At 35.2% G+C, this 24,643-nt stretch carries 21 protein-coding genes and 3 pseudogenes; 18 read left to right on the forward strand and 6 right to left on the reverse strand.

What is annotated here, in order from left to right:
• Window positions 1–507 precede the first annotated feature (507 nt).
• Window positions 508–927: a hypothetical protein gene (locus tag ACQKMR_RS06285; RefSeq protein WP_427696519.1), complete on the reverse strand. Its 420-nt coding sequence runs from the start codon at window positions 925–927 to the stop codon at window positions 508–510.
• Window positions 914–2,416, reverse strand: coding sequence for an FTR1 family iron permease (locus ACQKMR_RS06290; protein ID WP_427696520.1), 1,503 nt, complete (start codon window positions 2,414–2,416; stop codon window positions 914–916). Before ACQKMR_RS06290 ends, ACQKMR_RS06285 begins: the two co-directional genes overlap by 14 nt.
• Before the next feature lie 619 nt (window positions 2,417–3,035).
• Between ACQKMR_RS06290 and ACQKMR_RS06295 the strand changes: the two genes are divergently transcribed.
• From ACQKMR_RS06295 to ACQKMR_RS06315, 5 genes and pseudogenes are all read left to right on the forward strand, one after another.
• Window positions 3,036–3,671, forward strand: a complete 636-nt coding sequence (locus ACQKMR_RS06295; protein ID WP_427696521.1) for a PepSY domain-containing protein — start codon at window positions 3,036–3,038, stop codon at window positions 3,669–3,671.
• Between the two features lie 123 nt (window positions 3,672–3,794).
• Entirely contained in the window at window positions 3,795–4,469 is a 675-nt protein-coding gene (locus tag ACQKMR_RS06300; RefSeq protein ID WP_427696522.1) for a response regulator transcription factor, read from the forward strand.
• Between the two features lie 15 nt (window positions 4,470–4,484).
• A complete protein-coding gene (locus tag ACQKMR_RS06305; RefSeq protein WP_427696523.1) occupies window positions 4,485–5,864 on the forward strand; it encodes a HAMP domain-containing sensor histidine kinase in 1,380 nt (459 codons plus the stop codon).
• Between the two features lie 254 nt (window positions 5,865–6,118).
• Window positions 6,119–6,377: pseudogene (locus ACQKMR_RS06310) on the forward strand (transposase); the annotation flags it as partial.
• 617 nt (window positions 6,378–6,994) lie between these two features.
• The gene (locus tag ACQKMR_RS06315; RefSeq protein WP_427696524.1) at window positions 6,995–7,579 is read left to right on the forward strand and encodes an undecaprenyl-diphosphatase; all 585 of its coding nucleotides are present in this window, start codon (window positions 6,995–6,997) and stop codon (window positions 7,577–7,579) included.
• 561 nt (window positions 7,580–8,140) lie between these two features.
• On the opposite strand, the gene ACQKMR_RS06320 is transcribed toward ACQKMR_RS06315, so the two are convergent.
• Complete coding sequence (locus ACQKMR_RS06320; RefSeq protein WP_427696525.1) at window positions 8,141–8,263, reverse strand: hypothetical protein; 123 nt, start codon at window positions 8,261–8,263, stop codon at window positions 8,141–8,143.
• A 415-nt stretch (window positions 8,264–8,678) separates the two neighbouring features.
• Here ACQKMR_RS06320 and ACQKMR_RS06325 point away from each other — a divergent pair, with 415 nt between their 5' ends.
• Window positions 8,679–9,143 carry a hypothetical protein gene (locus tag ACQKMR_RS06325; protein ID WP_427696526.1) on the forward strand — a complete coding sequence of 155 codons (465 nt, stop codon included), beginning with the start codon at window positions 8,679–8,681 and terminating at the stop codon, window positions 9,141–9,143.
• Between the two features lie 388 nt (window positions 9,144–9,531).
• Here ACQKMR_RS06325 and anmK read toward each other — a convergent pair whose 3' ends face one another.
• Both anmK and ACQKMR_RS06335 read right to left on the reverse strand, forming a co-directional pair.
• Window positions 9,532–10,689, reverse strand: a complete 1,158-nt coding sequence (gene anmK, locus ACQKMR_RS06330) for an anhydro-N-acetylmuramic acid kinase AnmK (RefSeq protein WP_427696527.1) — start codon at window positions 10,687–10,689, stop codon at window positions 9,532–9,534.
• A gap of 209 nt (window positions 10,690–10,898) precedes the next feature.
• On the reverse strand, window positions 10,899–12,437 hold the full coding sequence (locus ACQKMR_RS06335) for a family 10 glycosylhydrolase (RefSeq protein WP_427696592.1): 1,539 nt from the start codon (window positions 12,435–12,437) through the stop codon (window positions 10,899–10,901).
• Between the two features lie 425 nt (window positions 12,438–12,862).
• Here ACQKMR_RS06335 and murQ point away from each other — a divergent pair, with 425 nt between their 5' ends.
• The 10 genes from murQ to ACQKMR_RS06385 all read left to right on the forward strand — a co-directional run bounded on the left by murQ (window position 12,863) and on the right by ACQKMR_RS06385 (window position 21,470).
• Window positions 12,863–13,747 (forward strand): N-acetylmuramic acid 6-phosphate etherase, encoded by an 885-nt coding sequence (gene murQ, locus ACQKMR_RS06340; RefSeq protein ID WP_201185547.1) that lies wholly within the window; start codon window positions 12,863–12,865, stop codon window positions 13,745–13,747.
• Between the two features lie 36 nt (window positions 13,748–13,783).
• The gene (locus tag ACQKMR_RS06345; protein ID WP_427696528.1) at window positions 13,784–14,092 is read left to right on the forward strand and encodes a PTS sugar transporter subunit IIB; all 309 of its coding nucleotides are present in this window, start codon (window positions 13,784–13,786) and stop codon (window positions 14,090–14,092) included.
• A 48-nt stretch (window positions 14,093–14,140) separates the two neighbouring features.
• A complete protein-coding gene (locus ACQKMR_RS06350) occupies window positions 14,141–15,430 on the forward strand; it encodes a PTS sugar transporter subunit IIC (protein ID WP_201185545.1) in 1,290 nt (429 codons plus the stop codon).
• A gap of 74 nt (window positions 15,431–15,504) precedes the next feature.
• Window positions 15,505–15,789: a hypothetical protein gene (locus ACQKMR_RS06355; protein WP_056524851.1), complete on the forward strand. Its 285-nt coding sequence runs from the start codon at window positions 15,505–15,507 to the stop codon at window positions 15,787–15,789.
• 53 nt (window positions 15,790–15,842) lie between these two features.
• On the forward strand, window positions 15,843–17,186 hold the full coding sequence (locus ACQKMR_RS06360; RefSeq protein ID WP_427696529.1) for a 6-phospho-beta-glucosidase: 1,344 nt from the start codon (window positions 15,843–15,845) through the stop codon (window positions 17,184–17,186).
• A 96-nt stretch (window positions 17,187–17,282) separates the two neighbouring features.
• The gene (locus tag ACQKMR_RS06365) at window positions 17,283–17,612 is read left to right on the forward strand and encodes a PTS lactose/cellobiose transporter subunit IIA (protein WP_056524848.1); all 330 of its coding nucleotides are present in this window, start codon (window positions 17,283–17,285) and stop codon (window positions 17,610–17,612) included.
• A 27-nt stretch (window positions 17,613–17,639) separates the two neighbouring features.
• Window positions 17,640–18,725 (forward strand): DUF871 domain-containing protein, encoded by a 1,086-nt coding sequence (locus ACQKMR_RS06370; protein ID WP_340890452.1) that lies wholly within the window; start codon window positions 17,640–17,642, stop codon window positions 18,723–18,725.
• 68 nt (window positions 18,726–18,793) lie between these two features.
• Window positions 18,794–19,690, forward strand: coding sequence for an N-acetylglucosamine kinase (locus ACQKMR_RS06375; protein ID WP_427696530.1), 897 nt, complete (start codon window positions 18,794–18,796; stop codon window positions 19,688–19,690).
• Window positions 19,691–19,714: 24 nt separating this feature from the next.
• Window positions 19,715–20,590: a MurR/RpiR family transcriptional regulator gene (locus ACQKMR_RS06380; protein WP_427696531.1), complete on the forward strand. Its 876-nt coding sequence runs from the start codon at window positions 19,715–19,717 to the stop codon at window positions 20,588–20,590.
• Window positions 20,591–20,741: 151 nt separating this feature from the next.
• On the forward strand, window positions 20,742–21,470 hold the full coding sequence (locus ACQKMR_RS06385; protein WP_427696532.1) for a GntR family transcriptional regulator: 729 nt from the start codon (window positions 20,742–20,744) through the stop codon (window positions 21,468–21,470).
• A 750-nt stretch (window positions 21,471–22,220) separates the two neighbouring features.
• Here ACQKMR_RS06385 and ACQKMR_RS06390 read toward each other — a convergent pair.
• A complete protein-coding gene (locus ACQKMR_RS06390; protein ID WP_427696533.1) occupies window positions 22,221–22,451 on the reverse strand; it encodes a helix-turn-helix domain-containing protein in 231 nt (76 codons plus the stop codon).
• A 30-nt stretch (window positions 22,452–22,481) separates the two neighbouring features.
• Here ACQKMR_RS06390 and ACQKMR_RS06395 point away from each other — a divergent pair.
• Together ACQKMR_RS06395 and ACQKMR_RS06400 are read left to right on the forward strand one after the other, a co-directional pair.
• Window positions 22,482–23,886: pseudogene (locus tag ACQKMR_RS06395) on the forward strand (sensor histidine kinase).
• Window positions 23,883–24,569: pseudogene (locus ACQKMR_RS06400) on the forward strand (response regulator transcription factor). The pseudogenes ACQKMR_RS06395 and ACQKMR_RS06400 overlap by 4 nt, the downstream one beginning before the upstream one ends.
• Window positions 24,570–24,643: the final 74 nt, after the last annotated feature.

Raw genomic sequence — 24,643 nt, forward strand, 5'->3', positions numbered from 1 at the left:
ACTCTCCTCTGATTCAATGCTCAATAAGAAAGTTCGACCAAAAGTTGAAAAGTCCTGCAAATCTACAATACATAGTTTAGGTAACAATCGGAGCTGTATATGTGGTAGCTTTTTCTTAGTGTGCTAATGGGTTAGTTCAACAAGAAATTTGATAAAAAAAATAAAGAAATGAAAAAGGGAAAAGTCAATTATCTTGGTTGTGATTTTATTTTGCCTTTTAGTTATATCGCAAAGTTAAGTGTTGAAGAAATTAATTCTGTTGGATCTCAAGGTTTAGAAATTTCTCTTTTAGATGAGATGATCATTGAATACGTAGATATTGGATGAGAATACGATACTTCTTTTGATTAACGAGCAGTTGCCTGTCCTTGCATCGGGTAGACCTTTATTCCAATGTTAGAATTTTACTATCCTATGATTTATATTTATATCTAAAAAAAAGGATAGAGCCAATAGGCTTCTATCCCTTTTTGTTCCATGGTTTAACTAATATAAAATATTAACCCGTTATTTTATATTTTGAACGTCAGATAAAACACCATCTAACTCTTTTGCGGCTTTAGTAAGTGTTTGCACATCAAGTGGTGAAGACGTTGCACCAGCTTCTATTGTCGAAAGGGGAGTTTCTACCTTACCATATAGATCCGGGCTTTTAGCTTTCACGTCGTCTTCAAACGTTTGCCAAGATTCCTCAAGTTTCGCTCCACTTTCTTTTACTTTTGTAGAATCCTTAGCTTTTAGTTGAGCATTTAGGTCAGCAATCGTTTGTTTCATATCCTTCGCGCCATCACTTATGGAAACAGATTTTGGAGAGGACTGTTCTGTTTTCTCGGTTTCATCTGCTTTCTTTTCGTTATTGGTTCCACAAGCAGTTAAGCTCAATGCAGCTACGAAGATAATAGGGACTAGTAATTTACGAGATTTCAATTTTGTTTCCTCCAGTATGTACGTTTATTTTACTATCTTTTCTTTTATTTAATAACGCTGCAATAACAGCAATTACAAGTAAGATCACCTGAGGAATAAAACTTTCCCAAGTTGAATATACACCGAAAAAGTTAATGCTAGGGATAGGTGCTTGAGTCGCCGGTAATAGCCCGGCCAGCTGTAACCCGTGAATCCCCATACCAGCAAACTTTATGCATAAGTAGAACATCAAAATGCTTGATACGAGGAAGAATGGACGCATCGGAATTTTCAAACCTACCTTGAGTATTAGGTATGAAACGATAATAAGGATGAGCAGGCCAATGGCAATCCCTAGTAAAAGCGATGGTAACTTAATGGAGGCTGCCATCCCGATAAAGAATAAGACGGTCTCTGTTCCTTCACGGAAAACAGCTAGGAACGATAGAATGGCTAAGGAGTACAAGCTACCAGTATCAAGTGCTTTTGTACTTTGTGTCCGAATATATCGTTGCCATTCAGCAAGACTTGATTTACTGTGAAGCCAATAACTCATGTATAGGAGCATCACAGCTGCAAATATCCCTGTCCAGCCGGATATCATGAAATTATTACTTCCGAATGTACCAGCAGAAAATAATAGGTTTACAATTACGCCAAGTACAAGGCTTACTCCAAGTCCGGCTCCGACCCCGAACCAGATCCATTTACTTTTCGCTTCATGGCCAGCTTTTCTCAAAAAGCCAAGCAAAGCTACCACTACAAGCAATCCCTCCAATCCTTCGCGAAGAAGAATGGTTGTGGCATCAAGCATCGTATAGTTTGTCTTTGCTACCAGTGGAGAGAGGTAATCGCGCATATCTTCAATTGTTTTTTTTGCACCGAGCACATCTGGGGGATTGGAGGATAGCATAGCGTAGCTAGCAACCATATCCCTTTCCGCATTACCATATATTTTTGAGGATTGCGTAAGGACAATTCCCTCGACATTCAACCATGATTTTCGGAACTTCTCTATGTCCCCTCTTGCGCCTTCAATATCATTATCATTAATTTTCGAAAGAGACTGATTTAGCAGGGTCACAAGTTCAGCTACATCTCCAGTATTACCTGAGTTTTTATCGCTCTTAGTTGAAGAAGAATACTTACCCTCTATAAACTTTTGGTTGGTCTCTTTTAACCTTATAAGTGCATTTTTCAATTTCTCATTATCCACTGGCTGCTGAGCAAAAGCAAATTGAGCTTGACCCATGTTATCTTCAATATCATGATAGGCCAGCTGAGAATGGTTTTTCACCCCATCTTCAATTGAAATCCAAGTGGATGTAAAGGTTTGGTATTGCTTAAAAGCTTCCTTAGTGTCTCCCTTATCCACAGATTTGATAGTTTCCGCAATTATCTTGTTTGCCTTTTTCATATCAACGGATGCATTAGCTGCAAAACTGTTTATTGGTAAAATGACAAAGGCTGTCAGTAAAATTAAAAAAGTTGTAACTATCTTACTTTTCATAATGGCCCCCTATGGAATGAAGAATATCTTGTTATGTAAGAATTCTGGTTTCTATCATTGGTAATGAAAATCATTATCGATTAAGTCTAAAAAAATTATACTTTCTTTATTAATGGCTGTCAATAAACATTTTAATATGAAGGGGTTTACTGACCCAACTTGTTAAAAACCCTAAAAGGAAGAGTCATAATTCTAGTTCTACACCCATTCCTATGTGCTAACAGTAGATGAGCTCCTTTTTTCTTTTCGGCATACTGAACCCACACCAGAGCTTAGAAGACTAAAAACGAGTTGATATAAACAGGGAACTAGGTTTCTATTTGTAATAAAATTAATATTGCTCATATGAGTAATAGTTACAAGAAAGGTTTTAGCAAAAGACATTCGAATATTATATGCTCTTTTGCTGTGGCTGAGTTCTTAATTGTTAATCTAATCGAAAAAAGGCTGCTGAAGCAGCTTTTTTTTCGATTAGATTTGTAAGTTTACTTGATTATCTTTTGTTGATTGAAAGATTAGAGAATTTTAATGAAACTCTAATCAAAGTCTTATGCCTTCTTCATTAAGTCTTTATTTCTGTAGGGTAAGATACTAATTGTAGTAAATAGGAGGGATTTTAATGAATATGAAATTTAAAAAATATGTCATTCCTGCGATTGCAGCCACAATTATTGGAGGGGGGGCATCGGGTACAGCCCTTGTTTTTGCCTCATCAAAGGACAAACCGGTGGAGCAACAAGAGTTGAGTGAAAAACAAGAAAGTGCAGAATTAGAGAGAAAAGCTAAGCTAACCGAAGCGGAAAGTAAAAAAATTGCACTTGAAAAAGTGCCTGGTACCGTTAAGGAAGTGGAGCTTGAGGACGAAGATGGAACAGTCGTTTACAGCGTAGATGTACAAGCAAAAGACGGAAGTAAACAAGAAGTCAAAATTGATGCACAAACGGGTAAAGTCCTAAAAGTTGAATCGGATGATGAAGAAGAGAATGGCAAAGAAGAAAATGATGATCAGGATCAAGTAGCTTTAGCGAAAAAGGCGAAATTAACAGAAGCGGAAAGTAAAAAAATTGCACTAGAAAAAGTACCTGGTACCGTTAAGGATGTTGAGTTGGAAGATGAAGATGGAACGGTTGTATATGGAGTAGAGGTGCAATCGGAAGGCGGTACTAAACAAGATGTCAAAATTGATGCAAAGACCGGTAAAATCATAAAAGTTGACCTGGATGATGAAGATTCAAATGAAAATGATAATGAATAAGAGAATGGTGATTAAAAAGTAGTACAATAATAATGATATACATTTAAGAGAAAAATAATGAAGGGTGTCCATCAATTTCATGGCACCCTTTTTGTTGAAAAAAAATTAACTCAGGAGCCTTTTATGAAAAAAATATTGATTATAGAAGATGAAGAAAACTTATTACAATTTATTCGTTTAGAGTTAGAGTATGAAGGCTATGAGGTTATTACTGCATACGATGGAAGAGAGGGTTTGACCATAGCCTTGAATCAAAATGTTGACCTTATTTTATTAGATCTAATGCTTCCAGGTCTAAATGGAATTGAAGTATGCAGGAGAATTAGATCCAGTCTGGATAATACTCCGATCATCATGATCACGGCTAGAGACAGCGTTTTAGATAAAATATCTGGTTTGGATAGCGGAGCGGATGACTATATTTCAAAACCCTTCCAAATTGAAGAACTGCTAGCAAGGATGAGGGCGATTTTCAGAAGAAGCGAAATTCCTTTCATTAAAAACAATTTAAGCTACAAAGATTTGGAATTGAATTTAGAATCCAGAATCGTAAAACGAGGAAATGAACCAGTAGAACTTACAAAAAAAGAATTCGATTTACTTTTTATGTTAATGAAAAACGTGAATAGAGTTTTGACAAGAGAATTCATTCTAGAAGAAATATGGGGATATGATACTACTATTGAGACGAATATTGTAGATGTATATATAAGTTACCTTCGTTCGAAAGTTGATGGAAAAGAAAAGGAATCTTATATCCAGACCGTTAGAGGAACTGGATATGTATTAAGAGATTAAAGGTGGATGAACAACATGTTGAATAGGGTGTCTATTAAATGGAAAATGACCATTTTTTCTGCCATATTTATATTTATTATTTTTATATTCTGCAACCTTATTCAACTCATTCTTATCCAGACTTTTACTTCTAAACAAGAACAAGAGCAATTATATAAACGTTTTGAAGAAATCCGCACGATTATCAAGGAGCAATCCAAGCAGGTTAGCGGGAAGAATCTTTTAGTCTCGGAAGACCTCTTTGATAAAATTGTAGAAAGAAATGAAATGATAAGAGTTCTAGATAAAGACGGGAATGAATTGTATAACATTTCCAATGACTTTCCTGATCAGGATAAAGCATTGAAAAATGGTTTTTACCGTTTGGAAGCAGGCGATGAAGATTTACTTCTAATAAAAGAGCCATTAAGGGTGGATTCCTTTAACGGTACACTGGAAATTGGTAAGAATATTGAAACATTCGATACGTTTATGGAAAAAGTAATCTGGGTCTTGGTGTTGGGGACATTTTTGTCATTAGCATTAAGTCTTGTAAGTGGTTGGTTTTTGGTAAGGAAATTGTTATCGCCTCTTACTCTAATGACGAATACGATGAGAAAAATTGAAGACAATCAATTCCAGGAACGAGTTCCAGTAATGGAATCAAAAGATGAATTTTCACAGCTTAGTATAATTTTTAATTCGATGATGGATAGGATTGAGGCTTCAATGGCTCAACAAAAAAGATTTGTTGAAGATGCATCACATGAACTTCGGACTCCATTAGCTATTATTCATGGACATCTTTCTCTATTACAAAGATGGGGGAAAAATAAAAAAGACGTTTTAGAAAGCTCGCTGCACACAAGCATTAAGGAAACAGACAGAATGATTGAGTTAACCAATGAGTTATTATTGCTTACTCGAATGGATAAGCTGAAAGAAGTGCAAGATCCTTTCATTCCTTGTAATGGTTTAGAGACAATAAAAGAGGTACTTAACGATTATCAACTGATTCATGAACAATTAAAAATAAATAGAGATGAAATGGTCCATTGTGATACCTTGCTTGCCATTCCTCAGGAGCAGCTTAAGCAAATTCTCATCATAATCCTAGATAATGCAATAAAGTACAGTGGTGAAGATAAAGAAGTAACAATAAAAACCAGTATTGAGAAAGATAAATATAATATCGAAATTCATGACAATGGATATGGCATCAGTCAAGAGGACATTCCATATATTTTTGATCGTTTCTATAGAGTGGATAAGGCACGAAGCAGGGGGAAGGGGGGAAATGGTCTTGGTCTGTCCATCGCTAAAGATATCACGGAGGAATATAAAGGAGCCATTTTTGCTGAGAGTACGATCGGTAAAGGTACAGCTATCATTCTTCTACTACCCCTTAATTCATGAATGAAGAGTATGGAAAATTGCTATAAGTATAAGCTGGTTCCAAGACAAATGAAATCGAAGAATAATGATAGTAGAGTAAAAATTATGAATGTAGAAATTATTGGAAATACAAAAATCAAGCCACTAACAGTCGAAGTATTAATATAGCTGCTTACTCTATTGTATAGATTGTAGGGAATCTCAGGATTAGTTCCATTCGTGGGTGAATCTAAATCCCGCATTCAACAGTTGTTAAGAACTCCCATCCTCGGTAAATCATTATGCTCGCTGGGTTAAGTCTAAAAGAAAATACGTCTGGTAAGCACAAGAGACAAACGGGGATTACTAAGCAATGGAGAAAGAAATTGCGTGTTCTATTGCTTAGGGGTGTGTATGATACTCATTGCGAAGAATACAGCTTTTAAAGCACTCCATTCGAACTTTATGCAACGGCCTGACAATCCATTGAAAAAGATGAAGTCCCTGATAGCATTCTGTAACAAACGCATTCTGATCTTATTTACCATTGGCAAATAATTTGCATTTCAAGAAGAAAAAATGTTGAAGGATATCCTTCATAGGACAGGACATTAGAACGCAGAAGCAGCCGTTTAATTCTTGTATAGATTGGATTGAATAGTCGTTATGGTATCAATGATTATTGGACATTTGAAGCACGGACTAGTCAGTAAAACAATTAGCATGAACCCTGTGAGGCAGCTAGACTGACATCCACCACATGGAAAGGTTGGACGAAGGAATTTGAGAGCGAAGACTCTGTGAGACATGTGAGAGTTGACCTACATGATATATGTGGACATTCAATTAGCGCGATCATAATTTATCACATTACCCAAATTTTATATGAATTAGCTAGTGGGTATGAGTCTTTTTTTAAAATGTCCAGTAATATCCTTTTTAGATGGTTTAATCCGTTTTGAAGATAACCCGTAAAATCAGATACTATGAAACTCTAAGTAAACACGAGAAATCGTGAGATTCCGCTATTTATATTGAGGGAGGATAGTTGAACAGTGAATGTTATGATAATATTGACAATAGCTAGAGGGCTACGAATAATTAAATTTTAATTACTTAACTAATAGTGATGGACAGACCTATTTAAGAAAATTGAAGAATGGGATGATAATATGAATTACGAATTATTTAAAAGCATCCATAATTTATCTGGTCATAGTAATGCATTGGATAACTTAATGGTATTTATAACAGATAAAGCTATTTACATTTTTGCATTGGCACTTTTGGTTCTTTGGATATTTGGTGGAAAATCCATGAAACGTGCTGTATTATATGCCGGTGGAACAGGAGTCATTGCGTTAGTCGTAAATGTTCTTATTGCTCAAATTTACTATGAACCTCGTCCATTTGTCACTCATCACATCCAGACCTTGATTCCTCATGCTAAGGATTCTTCATTTCCAAGTGATCATTCGACAGGTGCTTTTTCAATTGCGATAGCCATGTGGTTTCGATATAAAAAAATCGGTATTCCCATGTTTATTTTAGCCCTATTAACAGGTTTTTCCCGCATCTGGGCGGGACTTCATTATCCGTTTGATGTATTAGGCAGTTTAATGGTGGCAATTGTGGTCTCTTATGTGATAGTAAAATTATCAAGATTGTTCGATCCACTTGTAAACTGGATTATATCTATCTATGACTCTATTTTTGGCAAAAGAAGAACATCTAATAAAAAATCTTCTCGAACTTAAAACTTCTAAAAAAGTAGCCTTTTTCGAATATCCAGCACCTTTATACAGACTTACTCATTAATGCTAACTTTACGATGGAGTGGAACAATTATGTTTTTAGGTTTAATTGAATGTATGATTTTTTTACATAATCTCGTACATTTAAATTCAAATAAAGATATCCTCCTTCGTATAAGAAGCAGGAGAAAAAAAGGGTCTTCTAATCCAAGACCCTTTTTGCATTGCCGATAAGCGCCAGTATGAACTAGTTTCTTTTTAGACAAAGAAGAAGGCAACCAATTTATGTGCTCGTTGGCCAGATGTGGTCAGGAGGCTGTGGTCTCTTTATCCTAATTTGGATTTTTTAAGGCTCTATTATTTTATTAAGCAAATAGAATCCCAAAACCAAAAGAAAATGCTGCGGAAAAGCTCAATTCATAGTATCCCCTAGTTGAAAGATCATGCATTATGAAAGTTACAATGATTACAGTTGTAAAAGAGAAAACCATATATATGACGAATTTCCTAAGTGAAACCTTTTTGGTTTTCTATTTAAATAGAATTGTAATTGGATAGCAAACATTACAATTCTTTTGAAACAGATGGAGTCTTTACATTATTAAGAGCTATTATCAATACGTCTTTAATCATCGTCTTCATTTTATTTTTGGTTGTCAACCTACCTAAAACTAAAAACAAATTCATCAATAGCTACACCTTTATGAGCCTATGAGTAATATCTATAATTGTATCTGCTCAAGTTATCATTTATGAAGCTATCATTGCGGATGAGCTTGGATTAGAAGGAATTACGATTATATAGTTTAGCAATTTAAAGTCATAAAAACATTCATAAAAATAACCGATTGAGAAGTTAATCCTATTTTGCGTTTTCTGATTTTGTCTAGAGAGATATAAATCAATCATGATACGAGATTTCACCCCAAATATTAACTCACTCCTTATGAAGGGGTGTTTATAAAATGGGGAAGATGGAAATACCAACTGATGGAGAGGTTTCTATTGGCCCTCTTAAATCAAAATGGATTGAATGAAGGGTTCATTTTGTATACCGTTGAGGGAGGTGCCTGTTATTTTACAGTATAAGGGAGGAAAAACATTGAAAATTTTTCGTTTATATGTAGTTGGATTCATTTTCGGAACGCTCTTTTTGGCTGGATGCAATAATACAGCCGAACCTGAAGAAACTGGGAGTACACCAAAACAACAATTAGAGGAAGCAAATCCAGTTACTAATATGAAAGAAAATAATGGGACAAACAAGGCTATTAAAAATGGAGTCAATACTGTACTTAAATCGATAAGTACCTTGGATCAAGAAGTAAATGCGAGGGCAGACTCAGCTAAAATTCAGGAAATTGGCAAAGAAATTAGTTCTAGCTGGGATACGATTGAAAAGCAAGTAGAAGATCAGTACCCCGATTGGTATGAGAGAATTGAGAAAAACCTTTATCCTTTAATTGGTGAATCTGGAAACCCGGTTAAAAACGTAGAAAAAATCAAACAGTTCTCTAAAGCAACAAAAGCAGATTTGCAGTCCTTTATGGAAGAAGTGAATAGGTAATATCTAATATCAGGCTTATTTCCAAAGGAGAATTTATTTGCTATTTGGAAGTAAGTCCTTTTTTTATACGTAGTATATGAATAAGAAGGATGATCTTGTTCTCAATAGAAGTTCGGTATCCGTTTTTTAAAGATTGTAGGTGAGGACTGGATTATTTTAATCATTACTTTTTTTCTCCATTATCTTAGCGGGAATCATCAGATCATCATCTGGTGTATTCATCGTTCCGTCCATTCTTTGACCTTTGCAATAAGTATCATAATAAAACGGTTATTTTCGATGTTTACTTATGGAAATCTTAATGAAAATTCCCCTAAGATATATCATCGAAGGGGAATATGAAACATCACATCTAACTATTTTACATTTTTTATAGGATGCTTTCTTCTTAATTCAATGATTTAGAAGGAGGGAAGGTTATGTTTCCAAGAATGACATCATTTTTAGCACCGGTAGCCTTGGGAACGTTACTAGGGTTACCATGAAAAGTCTCATTTGCAAGGAGAGCAAATGCCACAGCTTCTTTTGCTTCAGAAGAGTATCCCAATTCTTCTTGAGTCAAGACTTGAATAGAATTTCCAAGTAATGACTGGATCATTTCCAATAACGTTTTATTGTAGCTGCCACCACCACCAATAATTACTTCTTCTATTTTGGTTATTGGAAAGATGTAAGCACGATAGTTCTCCACAATAGACTTTGCTGTAAACATCGTTACAGTTGCTAAAATATCTTGGCTGGGAAGTGATTCAAACATTTTTAATAGCTTTACTACATATTGCCTACCAAACAATTCTCTACCTGTTGATTTTGGTGGAGGGCTCATAATATATGGGTGGCTGAAACAATATGATAAAAGCTCTTCATTAATTAGTCCTTGTTTAGCTATTTTACCACCTTCATCATATCTTAAATTAAAAAGTTGGCGGCATACTTCATCAATAATCATATTTCCAGGTCCTGTATCAAAAGCATACATGTCATTCAGAGGAGCTTGCTTGGGTAAAACAGTTACATTTCCAATGCCTCCTATATTTTGAAGCAATCTTCCCTTCGTTTCACTTCTATAAAGAATATATTCAGTAAAAGGAACGAGAGGAGCTCCTTGTCCTCCTGCAGCCATGTCCATCGTACGAAAATTAGATATTACAATTGTATTTGTATCGTGGGCAATTACTGCAGGTTCCCCAATTTGTAAAGTTGAAGGTACCCAGTTTTGTTCTTGCAAAGGCTGATGGTAAATAGTTTGTCCGTGGGATCCTATAAGATCCAACTGTTCAATAGGGAGTCCAGCTTTTTCGCAAACTTCCTTTGTTGCATCTGAAAATAATTTTCCTAGCTTAAAATTCAAACTACAAATTAACTGCACATTTGATGTTTCTACAGACAAAGACTGCATAATTTCTTTTTCAATATCTTTTGGAAAAGGATATGTTATGAACTCAATCATTTCTATTTCAGTTTTTAGTCCAGTATTATTCACACGAACAAGTGCTGCATCAATTCCATCTAAAGATGTTCCAGACATTAATCCTACTATGTACATTGTCATCCACCTACTTTTAATTGTCTATTAAAATCCTAGTTAATCAATAGTTTTCAAGAATAAAATCATACTAAAGTTGAGGCCCCTTCTAGCATGGTTTTAAATGTATAAATTTCGTCTTTTGTAATGTCCTCAAGGATTTATACTTATTCTAAAACGCTTACAAGATTTTTTTTCATTTATTTCACACTTAAAATATATTTTGATGATTATTTTATTTTTATTTTAATCTGTTTTGTTTGTTTGCTTTCATTGTGAGTACGGTCTAAGGCAGTCACAACATATGTGTAAGTCTTTCCTTTTTGTACAGTGTGATCAATAAATAATTGACTTTTCTTTTCTTTATGAACTGTAGCCAGTAAGTTCGTTGAATCTTCTATGTTTCCTTTTTTCTTCCCATCAAAACGATAAATTGCATAATAGGATGCATCTGAATGCTTGTGATCTTGAATTTCAAATTGGATTCCAGCACCTGTTTGTTTTGACCTGCTAACATTTGGAGCCTTTGGAGCATTATTATCTATCCAAGGCATTGGTGGAACTAATGCGGGATATTTATAAATGTCGTTGCTTAAACGATCTGCTACTCCAAGGGGATTTTTACGTAAATCTTTTGCACTGAAATGCATGCTTCCATCAAATTCTTTATATGTTCGATTTAATTTTAACTGGTTTGACATTTCTTCTGGATTAAACCAGTTTTGTACACCGTTAGACTCTGAATTAATTTTATAATCAGCTTGTCCAATATAGAGCTGAACATTTTTACCTTTGACTTCTTTTGTCCACCAATCAAGTAGCTTTGCATAGTCGGCTACTGGCAATCCAATATTCCAATATAATTGTGGGGCAATATAATCAATGTATCCATTATTAATCCATGTTCTTGTATCCGCATATAAATCATCGTAATTTGTTTGTCCAGCAGCAGTGTCAGATCCGGTGGGATCTACTGCTTTGTTACGCCAAACTCCAAATGGACTAATACCAAACTTCACATATGATTTTTCTGCTTTGATTTCTTCATTAATATGCTTAACAAGATTGTTTACATTATCCCTCCGCCAATCTTCTACATTTGTAAATTTACTTGCACCATATTTTTTGTATGAAGCTTGATCAGGGAAAGGGACACCCTCAATTTTATAAGGGTAGAAATAATCGTCCATGTGAACTGCATCAATATCATAATTCTCAACAACTTCCATAATACCGTCAATCACAAATTGCTGTACCTCAGGAATACCAGGGTTAAAGTACAATTGTTGTCCATATGGTATGACCCAATCTGGGTGCTCTCTAGCAGGATGAGATTCTGGTAGTTTATCAAGGTCTGAGAGTTCAGCCGTTTTTCCTAAAGGCATAGTAATACGATACGGGTTGAACCAGGCGTGAAATTCCATATTTCGTTTGTGGGCTTCTTCAATCATGAATGAAAGAGGATTGTATCCTGGATTTTTCCCCTGAACTCCTGTTAAATATTGTGACCAAAGACCATATTCAGAAGGATAAAAAGCATCAGCAGTGGGTTTGATTTGCATAACGACAGCATTCATACCCATTGCTTTTTGTTCATCCAAATATTTTATAAATTCTTCTTTCTGAGTTGAAACTGATAAACCGGGTTTTGATGGCCAGTCAATGTTTAACACACTTGCAATCCAAGTTGCGCGCAATTCCTGTTTTATATAAGCCGTTTGTTGAGGGATAGACTCGGATTCTGCACTTACAATCAAATTAGATGGCAGGAGAAGTGATCCCCCCACAAAAGCAGCTATTGCCAATGAACCTAATTTTCTCTTTGAAATTCTTTCATTCAACAATAGTACAACCTCATTTCTTAATATTTATTTATATATGATCATTTGTAAGCGGTAATAAATGATGAATATACTTACTTGTCATCTAAATGAATAGAGGATAATTTCTAAACTATAAAAAGGTCATTCATAAATACAAAGGTTTGGTTTGGTTAATGAAATAGCTAGTAGCTTTTAGGATAGAACAACATATTTAGTAGAATATTAAAAATTATTAATTTATATTATGTTTATTTTAAAATTAATTTTTAGAAAAGTATACACATTATTGAAATTAATTTTTAATAGTGTTATATTCTCTATAGATTAAGAAATTTCGAAACTTTCACTACTGATAAAAAAGGATGATATGTATGCTAGAGCATTTAACGACAGAGTGTCGTAATGAAAAGACTATGTGTTTAGATGAAATGAAAACGATTGAATTTTTAGAGGTGATGAACGATGAAGACATAAAAGTTGCTCATTGTGTAAAAAAAGAACTTCCGCAAATTTCAAAAGCTGTGGAGATGATCGTTGCAGCAATGAATAAGAACGGAAGATTAATCTACATGGGGGCTGGAACAAGCGGACGAATTGGTTTATTGGATGCCGTAGAATGCCCGCCAACATTTAATACTGCTCCTAGTGAAGTAGTAGGTCTGATCGCTGGAGGAGAAAGCGCATTCATTAAAGCAGTTGAAGGTGCTGAAGACAGTTTTGAATTAGGTCCTGAAGATTTAAAGAAGATTCAATTAACAAACAAAGACGTTGTAGTAGGCATTGCGGCTAGTGGACGCACTCCATATGTTATTGCCGGTTTGGAATATGCCAATCAAGTTGGAGCAGGAACAGTATCGATAAGCTGCAACAAAGGTTCAGAGATAGGGAAAATTGCCAATGTTGCTATTGAAGTTGTAAACGGGCCTGAAGTACTGACTGGTTCTACACGGTTAAAAGCTGGAACATCGCAAAAGTTAGTATGCAACATGCTTTCTACAGCTTCAATGGTGGGAGTTGGAAAAGTTTATGGGAATTTAATGGTAGATCTACAACTGACAAATGAAAAGCTAGTTGAACGTGCAAAACGTATTATTATGGACGCTACTGACTGCAGTTATGAAGTTGCAAATAAATTTTTAGAAAAGGCACATTCCCAGCCCAAAATTGCAATTGTCATGATTTTAACGAATGTTTCATATGAAGAAGCATCAAATCGTTTAAAAATGGCACAAGGATTCATAAGAAAAGCTATTTAAAGCTTTTTTATAAAAAAATAATAGGAGGAACAAAAAATGAGAGTATTATTCGTATGTTCAGGTGGAATGTCAAGTGCAATTGTTGTAAACGCTTTAAAAAAAGAAGGGGAAAAACAGGGTGTAAATATAGATGTATTAGCAGTTGGCACTCAAGAATTTGATTCAGAGGTTCGAAACAGTTGGGATGTTGCAATGGTAGCTCCTCAAGTCAAACATCGTTTTGATGGCTTTAAGGCTTCTGCCGATGAAGCTGGAGTCCCATGTCAAGTCATTCCAGCTCAAGCATACAGTCCACTTGGTGGCCCTACGCTATTAAAACTAATAACCGAACTAGTAAAAAAATAATCTAACAAGTATGTCTTAACTATTAAAAATTAAAAGGGGATAACACGAATGGACAAGTTTGTTGCTTTTTTAGAAAACAATCTTTCAACACCCATGGCTAAATTGTCTGAGCAAAAACATTTACGCGCAATTCGTGATGGTGTGGTTTCTGCTTTACCATTCATCATCTTTGGGAGTTTATTCCTTATCATTGCATTTCCACCAGTTGCAGCAGACACTGCATTAGGTGAATGGGCGGCAAAACATATAGCTGAAATTTTAATACCATATCGATTAACGATGTTTATTATGACGCTATATATTACTTTTGGTATAGGGTACAGTTTATCTCAAAGCTATAAATTGGATCCACTATCAGGAGGTTTACTATCATTAGCGGCCTTCTTGTTCACAATAGGTGTAAAAATGATGGATGGTGTAGGGTTTGTTTTGCCAATGACAAATCTCGGAGGCCATGGCCTTTTTGTAGGAATGCTTGTATCCATTTTTGCTGTTGAAACTTTACGTCTATGTAAGACCAAAAATATTACAATAAAAATGCCGGATTCTGTTCCAACTTCAGTAGCCCGATCATTTGAAGCATTAATACCGGTTACAATTGTTCTGCTTGTTATGACCTTAATTACAGTCGTTTTTGCTGTTGATTTACATTCACTTGTTGATAAAGCGGTTGCACCACTTATTAGTGCAGGCGATACATTGCCAGGTGTATTAATCCCAGTGTTTTTGATTACATTCTTCTGGTCATTTGGTATTCATGGCGTATCAGTAGTAGGTGCCGTTGCTCGTCCAGTTTGGGAAGTTTACTTAGCTAATAACTCAGCAGCAGTCGCAGCTGGGACGGCAATTCCTCACGTAGCTCCTGAAACATTCTTCCAATGGTTTATTTGGATTGGTGGGTCTGGTGCAACCTTGGGGTTAGTAATTGCTATGCTCTTAACTGCAAAATCTACTTATAGTAAAGCCATGGGGAAAGCAACAATCGTTCCAAGCATCTTTAACATCAATGAACCAGTTATCTTTGGGATGCCAATTGTATTAAACCCAATATTGATTATTCCATTTATCATAACTCCACTAATTGGTGCGACACTTGCATATATAGCAACGTCTATTGGGCTAGTAAACCCCACATATGTAATGGTTCCCTGGACATTACCAGCTCCAATAGGTGCCTATCTTTCAACAGGCGGTGATTGGAGAGCAATTATTCTCGTGCTGGTGAATTTAACAATCTCAGTTGTTATTTATCTGCCATTCTTTAAAATGTACGATAAAAAGCTTTTGGCACAGGAAAACATGGTAGAAACAACAGATAATAAAAATATCGCTTTATAAGGAATATCTGAAAGGGAGTTTGGGACTAATAGCTCCAAACTCCTTTTAATATAATAGAGAGAGGGAGGATAAACATGAATTCAACAACCAGAATTCACTTTTTTAGTTACAAAAGTGCCTTTCTATTTTTTAGTTTTATTCTTGTTTTTAATTTTATCTTTAACACATTAATGAATGCCTTTGGGATAGATAAACAATTATCACTGTACTTAGGAAATACCTTTGCCATAAGCGCAGGATTGACGATTGTTATTATTTTGGTTGAAGGTAAGTTTAAAAACAAGAAACAAGCGACACTTTTATTCTTGTCTTTATTAGCAGTAAGCGCACTGGTTTGTTATGCAATTATCTATGCGTAAATGAAAAATTGCAGGTTTTGTTAAATAAATGCTTACTATGAGGTGTTAGGAAAATGGAAATGAAAAAAGGATTAAAAATTGCCACAATTGGAGGCGGCTCTAGTTATACACCAGAATTAATAGAAGGTTTTATTAAACGTTTTGATGAGTTACCTATTAGAGAACTTTGGTTAGTGGATATCGAAGCAGGAAGAGAAAAACTTGAGATTGTAGGAACCTTAGCAAGGAGAATGGTAGAAAAAGCAGGAGTTCCAATGGAAATTCATCTAACATTAGACCGCCGTCAAGCATTGCATAATGCTGATTTTGTCACAACGCAAATGAGAGTTGGTTTACTTGATGCACGAGTCAAAGACGAGCGTATCCCATTGGAATTAGGATTAATTGGTCAAGAAACCAATGGTGCAGGTGGTTTGTTTAAGGCACTACGAACCATACCTGTCCTTCTAGAAATCGCAGAAGAAATGCAAGCGCTTTGCCCCAATGCATGGTTAATTAACTTCACAAACCCAGCTGGAATGGTAACGGAAGCTCTTCTCCGTTACAGCAAGCATAAAAAGGTAATTGGGGTATGCAATGTCCCATTTAATATGCATATGTCTATTTCTAAAATGTTGGGTGTTGAAATGGAGAGAGTACACATAGATTTCGCTGGGTTAAATCATATGGTATTCGGGATTCATGTGTTCGTTGATGATCAAGAAGTAACAGATAAAGTGCTTGAAATGCTGGGTAATCCAGAAGTTCAAATGACGATGAAGAATATTGCTCCTCTGGCTTGGAACCGAAGATTTTTGAAATCATTAGGAGTTGTACCTTGTCCTTACCATCGCTATTATTACAAAACACAAACTATTTTAGATGATGAGTTAGAAGCATTCAAATCAGGGGAAACTCGAGCTGAAATTGTGAAAAAATTAGAAGTAGGTTTGTTTGACCTATACAAAGATGAAACTCTTGACATCAAGCCTCCACAATTAGAGCAACGCGGCGGTGCTTACTATAGCGATGCAGCGTGTAATGTAATTGCTTCTATTTATAATGATAAAAAAGACATTCAAGTTTTAAATGTACAAAACAAAGGATCGCTTACTGAAATTGATTATGATTCAGCAGTCGAAGTAAGCTGTATCGTCACCAAAAATGGACCAATTCCTATGACAATGGGTAAATTACCCGTACAAGTACATGGCTTAATTCAACAAATTAAATCATTTGAAAGAATAGGTGCAGAAGCAGCTGTTACAGGTTCTTATGATAAAGCGTTATTAGCTTTAACTATTAACCCCCTTATTCCAAGTGATGATCTAGCTGAATTGGTTTTACAAAAAATGTTAAAGGCGCATGAAGAATACTTACCACAATTCTTCAATCAAAATGGACTACCTAACATCTAGTAAATTTTCTCCAGTAATTCAAACTGGAATACTATAATCCAATCTTTTTAATGAGAATATTACTTTCATAATATATTTAAATAGGAGTGTAATTATATGTCATCTGAAATTAACAATAACGAAATGGAAATTTTTGAAATAATATCACATAGTGGAAATGCGAGAGGATTAGCATTTGAAGCATTGGCAGAAGCGGAAGAATTTAATTTTGAAAAAGCAGTAGACCTAATTAAACAAGCTGAGGAAGAATTAAATTTGGCCCATAAGACACAAACCAAGTTAATTCAAGCTGAATTGAATGGAGTTCCCAGTGAAAAAACTTTATTAATGATTCATGCTCAGGATCACTTAATGACGGCAATGAGTGAACAAAAACTAATTGAACATATGATTCGGATTATAAAAAAACTAGCCCCACAACAGTAAAAAAATAAACATAGAGGTGATTAAACTATGGGGAAACTTGGTATTTCTATCTACCCAGAACATTCAACCGTTGATAAAGACATAGAATACATTGCGCTTGCACACAAATATGGATTCAGAAAAATTTTTACTTGCTTGCTTTCAGTTGAAGGCGATAAAGAGAAGATTTTAAAAGAATTTAAAGAAACGATTTTGTTTGCAAATCAACTGAATATGGAAGTGATGGTCGATATTGCTCCTCGAGTATTTGGGGCGCTAGGTATATCTTATAATGATTTATCATTCTTTGCAGAGTTAGGTGCGTATGGAATCAGGCTAGACATGGGTTTTACAGGAAATGAAGAGTCCATTATGACACATAATCCATATGATTTAAAAATTGAAATAAACATGAGCAATGCAACAAAATATTTAGAAAACATCATGGATTACAAACCTAAAAAAGAAAATTTAGTTGGATCACATAACTTCTATCCTCATCGCTATGCAGGATTGAGCTATCCACATTTTATAAAATGCTGTGAACAATTCAAAAAGCATAATATTCACACGGCAGCTTTCATTAGCTCACATGCAGCGACGTACGGACCTTGGCCTATAACTGAAGGATTATGTACATTAGAAATGCACCGGGAATTACCCATTACTACACAAGCGAAGCACTTATTTGCAACTGGATTAATTGATGATGTAATTATTGCAAATGCCTACGCATCTGAAGATGAATTAAAACATCTTAGTATGTTAAACAGTGGATTGATAACATTTAATGTTAATCTTCACGACACTATAACAGATTTAGAGAAAAAAATAGTATTGGAAGAATTTCATTTTTACCGTGGAGACGTATCTGATTATCTTATTCGCTCCACACAATCACGCGTAAAATATAAGAATGAAGATTTTAAACCAACATTCACCCCTGATATTAGACGTGGTGATATTTTAATTGAAAATGAGCTCTATGGACAATATAAAGGTGAATTGCAGATTGCATTGAAAGAAATGAAGAACTCTGGGAAAACAAATGTAGTTGGCCGATTAGCAGAAGAGGAAATTTTTCTGCTAGATTATTTGGAACCATGGGGGAAATTCCAATTCAATATTAATTAGAATCTTCAAAGAAGATAAAGGGAAGGAACAGTGATACTCCTTCCTTTTTTACTGAATAGGAGAATGATATGAGTTATATTATCGGTGTTGACGGTGGTGGCTCTAAAACCGAAGCAGTTGCTTATGATTTAGAGGGTAATAAATTAAGTGAAGGCAAATCGGGATATGGAAATTTGCTTATAAATGAAAAACAAGCCATTGCTAACATTATTCAGGCAATTGAACAATGCGTAGCTCCTATTAATAATGGAAATTGTCACTACATTTGCTTAGGATTAGCAGGGTATGGAGGAGTTGAAAATCCACAGGGGATAAAAAGTGCATTAAGCAAGGCATTTAATACCCCATTTACAATTGTAAATGATGGAATTATTGCCCATGCTGCTTTACTAAAAGGAAAAGATGGCATTTTGACAATTTCAGGAACAGGTTCTGTAAGTATTGGAATTCATAATAGTATTGAGAAATTGGCTGGTGGCTGGGGACACATTCTTGGGGATGAAGGAAGCGGCTATTGGATTGCCATGCAGACTTTTATAAAAATGACGAAAGAAGAAGATGAGGGATTAAATTATAGCCATTTAACTAAGTTAATACTTACAAAACTTGGCTATCACAGTGTATTAGAACTGAAGAAATTTATTTATACCGCAACGAAAGCCGAGATTGCTGCATTTGTTCCACTAATTGTCCAACATGCAGAAACTGGCGATGATTTCTCGCAAAATATTCTTAGAGAGGCAGGATATCACCTTTCTAAGAATACCCTTGATGTTTGCAAGAAGTTGAATTTTAGTGAGAATGTTACAATTGCTATTAAAGGTAGTATATTGACTAATATACCATTGGTGCAAAGCTCTTTTATTAATCATATTAAACTTGAAAAACCGGAAGTAAAACTTGTTTTAGAAGACGTATCTTCTACATTAGGTTGTTATTACATAGCATTGAAGCATATAGGTTAATTAAAGATCAAGGGAGAAAATAATATGCACGTTGAAAATGTTTTATTAAGAATTGAGAGTTTATTAAATCAATTGCCTAAATCAGAAAGAAAAATTGCACAATATATCTTAGAAAATCCACAGGATATTATAAGAATGACTATACATGAATTAGCTGCTCAAGCCAATGCCAGCAGTTCGGCTGTAACAAGATTTTGTCGTTCTATAAAAGTTAACAGCTTTTCAGAACTAAAGGTATCTTTATCATCTCTTATTTCGCAACCAGAGAAAAAAGGTTTCTATGACATTGAACCTAATGAAACAATAGCGTCCATTAAAGATAAAATAGTTTCTAACTCTGTACAAGCTATACAAGAAACCGCACATTATTTGGATGAAGCCGTTCTAGACAATATAATTGAAACCATGAAAAGTGCAGATGTAATTTACGTCTATGGAATAGGAGCTTCATGGCTCATTGCTGAAGATATTACACAGAAATGGTTACGGTTAGGAAAGATTGTAAGTGCAAATCAAGACCCTCATATTACTGCCACAGCGCTTGCTGCATCATCAAAGAATACCGTTTTTTTCTGTATATCTAATAGTGGCGAAACTGAAGAAGTTCTGCAACTTGTTGATATTGCTAAAGCATATGGTATTAAAACAATTGGTTTATCGCGATTGGGGAACAATGGATTAACTAAAAAAGTCGATATGTCTTTACACCATGTACGTGCACCAGAGGCTAAATTTCGAAGCGCAGCAACAAGTTCCCTGTTTGCACAATTTCTAACTGTTAGTATTATTTTCTATGCGTATGTTTCAAAGTTCTATAATGAGAATAAAAATGAAATTGAACGTTCAAGAGAGTCTGTATTAAAATTCACAAAAAGAAATCTAGATACTTTAGAAAAGTGAATCTAATCTGCTGAAATTTTTTATCGTGTGTTTTTTACTTTCAAAAAGCATTGGTAGGATCAGGAATGATTTTACGCTATTTTAGCTTGAGATGATCCCGATCAGGATCCTTTTCAAAATTACATCACGATGAAAGGAAGATGTACGCTAAATGATCCAAAAGAATTCTCCGCTTCCGATTTATTATCAACTTGAAGAGGCGATTAAAGAAGCGATTCAAAACCTTGAATTAGAGCCAGGCGAGATGATACCTTCAGAAAAAGAATACACTGAAAAATATGAAATAAGCAGGATGACGGTGAGACAAGCCATTTCTAATCTTGTGAATGAAGGTTATTTATACAGGCAGCGCGGGAAAGGAACATTCGTTGCCCACAAGAAAATCGAGCAACCCCTGCAAGGATTAACAAGCTTTTCAGAGGATATGCGTTCAAGAGGACTTAAACCAAGTACACGTGTTATCAGTTTTACAGAGGTCAATGCAGATCATGATCTCGCTGCAAAGCTTGAGGTTGAAGCAGGAACTCCTATTTTCGAGCTGAAACGTGTAAGGCTTGCTGATCAGCAGCCGATGGCATATGAAATGCTATATATTTCAAAAGATCTTGCCCTGGGTCTAACGAAAGAAATAGCCGTAACCTCCATTTATAGCTATGTAGAAAAAACGTTCGGCTTAAAAATTCAGCATGGCAGACAGGTGATTGAAGCATCAATTGCTCAAAAAAAAGAGGCGGAAATGCTAGAGATAGCTGAAGGGGCCCCGGTATTGCTAATTGAACGAATAAGCACGCTTGATACAAAAAAACCACTTGAGGTTGTAAGATCCGTCTACCGTGCAGATCGATATAAATTCACAATTAATATGGAGCGACTATCATAATTAGTAAAAGGCGATAGAAGCAAAAAGTGAGAGGACTACGATATTAACAGGTAAGTTGTCTTCAACTCTAATTGGGTACATTTGAAGTGAAATCCACGCTAATACTTTTTAGTATTTAAAAGGATGATATGGACTCTAAGCAGTTATCCTAAAACGTACTTCTCAAAAAATAGTGTTAATTTGTTTTGGGGAAGTAGTTTGGGAGTGAAAATACGACGAATTAAGTAGTTTGATAGTCAATCATATAACTTCCTATAACAACCAATTAAGGGAATACCCTTAATTATCAAGGGCGCCAGCTTTAGTACGGAACATGTGATAAAAAGTTGTTGTTTTAAATAGAAGAAACTCGTTGACGATAATCGCTTAATTTTTTTCTTAAGCCTAATAAAAATTGTTAGTGAAAAATGAATAGGTACAATAATTTGTAAGTGATATATTGGATTCCTGAAAACCAAATATATTGAGGGCGATTCTATATTAAGAAGGATCGCCTTTTCGTGTGTCAGCATGTTAGTAATGACTGATAAATAACCCGATCTGAGTGGGCAGAAAAATTAGAAAAACCGTAGTGTTTTCGTATTTCTTCCATATCATCTTGTGTAAGGGTATAGTCGTATGCTAATTCTCAATTGCTTAAAGTAAAAGGGATTGTCAAGAGATTCTTTCTTTTATCTGTTGCAAGTAGTTCCGTTGCTCTTATGTCCACAGGATAATCCCTCTATTCCAACCCCAAGGTTAAATGTTTTCCTAAGCTCGATATAATACTGATCTACTAACACCCGTCATATCCGTAATTTCTTTGATGTTAAATTGATGAGAAGTATGTAGTTTTAAAGCACCTTCTACCATCTTATGGTCTTTGGAAGGTCTTCTTCTATATCGACCCAATCTTGCAGATTGTAATCCTGATAGGGTAAGCTCACTGATAATATCCCGTTTTTTAGAAAATTTTAGAGAAGTGGCATTTACCTGACTCATCCTATTCATCCTCTTTAATTCCCTGAAAAAGTGGGGGTGATACTTTTTTCTATCACTTTATTGTTAGCGGCTGGGTTTTTAATTATTTTTGCGATAACGGGCGATATAAAGTCTATAGAGTATTTTTACAAAAAATCTTATGTGCAAAAGCCATTGACTGCAATAGAAGAAAGTGCGTTTCTCGATTTAAAGTTATTGGCTAAAAATAATCCTACGCAGCTTCTAAACGAAGAGCAGCTGAAGAAAATTGAACAGAAGGATATCGAGATTGTCGTTAGAAAAGATACGAACATCGAGTATGCTTCCCCCTCATTGGATAAGCAGGTATTGGTTAAGTCGCTTCCTGGATTTGAAGAAACAAACATCAATACGCGAGATACGATTAAAATCGAAGACTTTTTTTTCACGTATGTGAAGTTTGATTTTTATTTTTTGGATAAAAGCAAAGGAAGTATTTTTGTATTGAGAAAGGCGAGTTCCTATGCCGAGTTGGCTCGAGAGTTGTTTCCAATTTTATTTGGTCTATTGCTATTTTTGTTTATTATGATTATTGGGCTTTTAAACTATTTAGTTTCACGAAGTATCATCAAGCCCATCTCAGTTCTTAAAGAAGGTGCTAAACGAATAAAATCAGGAGATTTAAACTTTGAAATTAAAGCTACTTCGAATGATGAAATCGGACAGTTAAATAGAACGTTTGATGAAATGAGAATAAAATTAAAAGAGTCCGTTAATATCCAGCTTCAGTATGAGGAAAATCGAAAAGAACTTCTATCAAATATTTCACATGATTTGAAAACGCCTATTACTTCGATTATTGGATATGTTGAGGGTATAAAAGACGGTGTAGCAAACACCCCGCAGAAAATGGAAAAGTATATACTTAAAAGCAAAAGATATGGATTCATTGATAGATGAGCTGTTCTTATTTTCGAAGCTAGATTTAAAAAAAGAACCATTCACTTTTGAAACTGTCGAACTGGATAGATATATGAGAGACTACGTAGAAGAACTTCATTTAGATTTACTTCAACAAGGGATCCAGATCGAACTTCATCTTCAGGATAAACTGATATACGTGACTGCAGATAGAGAGAAATTAAAACGAGTATTGGCTAACCTAATCAGTAATTGTGTGAAGTATACGAAGAAAGAAAAAAAGAACATTGCCATTTCTCTGCATGAAGGACCATACGATGTAGTTGTACAAGTAACAGATAACGGGCAAGGAATAGAATCTTCTGCTTTACCTTACATTTTTGATCGCTTTTACCGCGCAGAACAATCTAGAAATTCTCTGACAGGCGGAAGTGGCTTAGGACTTGCGATTGCAAATCAGATTATTCACGAGCATGGAGGGGATATTTGGGCTACTAGCGAGATAGGAAAAGGGACAAGTGTCTTCTTTTCCCTAAGGAAAGGTGAGGAAAAATGATAAAAATATTACTTATTGAAGACGATGTTAGCATTGCAGAATTGGAGAGAGATTATTTAGAAATTAATGGTTTTACTGTTACTATTCAACATACAGGAGATGCTGGGCTTCAACAGGCTCTTCAAGGGAATTATGAATTAATTATTCTGGACATCATGCTTCCAGGAGTAAATGGATTTGAGATATGCAAACAAATACGTGCTGTCAAAGACATCCCTATTTTGCTTGTGTCGGCCAAAAATGAAGATATCGATAAAATTCGAGGTCTTGGTTTAGGGGCAGACGATTATATTACAAAGCCTTTTAGTCCAAATGAACTGGTTGCTAGAGTGAAAGCGCATTTAGCCCGTTATGAACGTTTAGCAGGAAGGCAAGCCAAAACAAATACAGTTTTCGTTCATGGAATTTCGATAGATAAGTCAGCGCGCAAAGTTCATGTTAATGGAGAGGAAATTTCGTTTACTACAAAGGAATTCGATTTGTTACTGTTTCTTGTGATGCACCCGAACCAAGTGTTGAGCAAAGAGCAGCTTTATGAAAGAATTTAGGGGATGGAGTCAGCTGCGGATGTTTCAACTGTGACAGTCCATATCAGAAAATTACGTGAAAAAATCGAAAGAGATCCTGCACATCCGAAATTCTTGGAAACCGTTTGGGGAGCTGGATATCGCTTTAATGTTTAATTAGTTTGTTTTGACCCGTCACAAAGGTGGCGGGTATTTTTTATAAACATTAAAAAATTTTATTAATAAGTTTA

The organism is Peribacillus sp. NPDC096540 (genome assembly GCF_050278525.1).
Classification (GTDB): Bacteria; Bacillota; Bacilli; order Bacillales; family DSM-1321; genus Peribacillus.

Bases quoted from the DNA above. Each gene is read 5' to 3' on its own strand.
- ACQKMR_RS06300 (WP_427696522.1), top strand. From the start codon at position 3,795: ATGAAAAAAATATTGATTATAGAAGATGAAGAAAACTTATTACAATTT.
- ACQKMR_RS06345 (WP_427696528.1), top strand. From the start codon at position 13,784: ATGAGAGTATTATTCGTATGTTCAGGTGGAATGTCAAGTGCAATTGTT.
- ACQKMR_RS06370 (WP_340890452.1), top strand. From the start codon at position 17,640: ATGGGGAAACTTGGTATTTCTATCTACCCAGAACATTCAACCGTTGAT.
- ACQKMR_RS06290 (WP_427696520.1), bottom strand. From the start codon at position 2,416: ATGAAAAGTAAGATAGTTACAACTTTTTTAATTTTACTGACAGCCTTT.
- ACQKMR_RS06305 (WP_427696523.1), top strand. From the start codon at position 4,485: ATGTTGAATAGGGTGTCTATTAAATGGAAAATGACCATTTTTTCTGCC.
- ACQKMR_RS06365 (WP_056524848.1), top strand. From the start codon at position 17,283: ATGTCATCTGAAATTAACAATAACGAAATGGAAATTTTTGAAATAATA.
- ACQKMR_RS06360 (WP_427696529.1), top strand. From the start codon at position 15,843: ATGGAAATGAAAAAAGGATTAAAAATTGCCACAATTGGAGGCGGCTCT.
- ACQKMR_RS06350 (WP_201185545.1), top strand. From the start codon at position 14,141: ATGGACAAGTTTGTTGCTTTTTTAGAAAACAATCTTTCAACACCCATG.
- ACQKMR_RS06390 (WP_427696533.1), bottom strand. From the start codon at position 22,451: ATGAGTCAGGTAAATGCCACTTCTCTAAAATTTTCTAAAAAACGGGAT.
- anmK (WP_427696527.1), bottom strand. From the start codon at position 10,689: ATGTACATAGTAGGATTAATGTCTGGAACATCTTTAGATGGAATTGAT.
- murQ (WP_201185547.1), top strand. From the start codon at position 12,863: ATGCTAGAGCATTTAACGACAGAGTGTCGTAATGAAAAGACTATGTGT.
- ACQKMR_RS06375 (WP_427696530.1), top strand. From the start codon at position 18,794: ATGAGTTATATTATCGGTGTTGACGGTGGTGGCTCTAAAACCGAAGCA.
- ACQKMR_RS06315 (WP_427696524.1), top strand. From the start codon at position 6,995: ATGAATTACGAATTATTTAAAAGCATCCATAATTTATCTGGTCATAGT.
- ACQKMR_RS06380 (WP_427696531.1), top strand. From the start codon at position 19,715: ATGCACGTTGAAAATGTTTTATTAAGAATTGAGAGTTTATTAAATCAA.
- ACQKMR_RS06295 (WP_427696521.1), top strand. From the start codon at position 3,036: ATGAATATGAAATTTAAAAAATATGTCATTCCTGCGATTGCAGCCACA.
- ACQKMR_RS06385 (WP_427696532.1), top strand. From the start codon at position 20,742: ATGATCCAAAAGAATTCTCCGCTTCCGATTTATTATCAACTTGAAGAG.
- ACQKMR_RS06355 (WP_056524851.1), top strand. From the start codon at position 15,505: ATGAATTCAACAACCAGAATTCACTTTTTTAGTTACAAAAGTGCCTTT.
- ACQKMR_RS06320 (WP_427696525.1), bottom strand. From the start codon at position 8,263: ATGAATTTGTTTTTAGTTTTAGGTAGGTTGACAACCAAAAATAAAATG.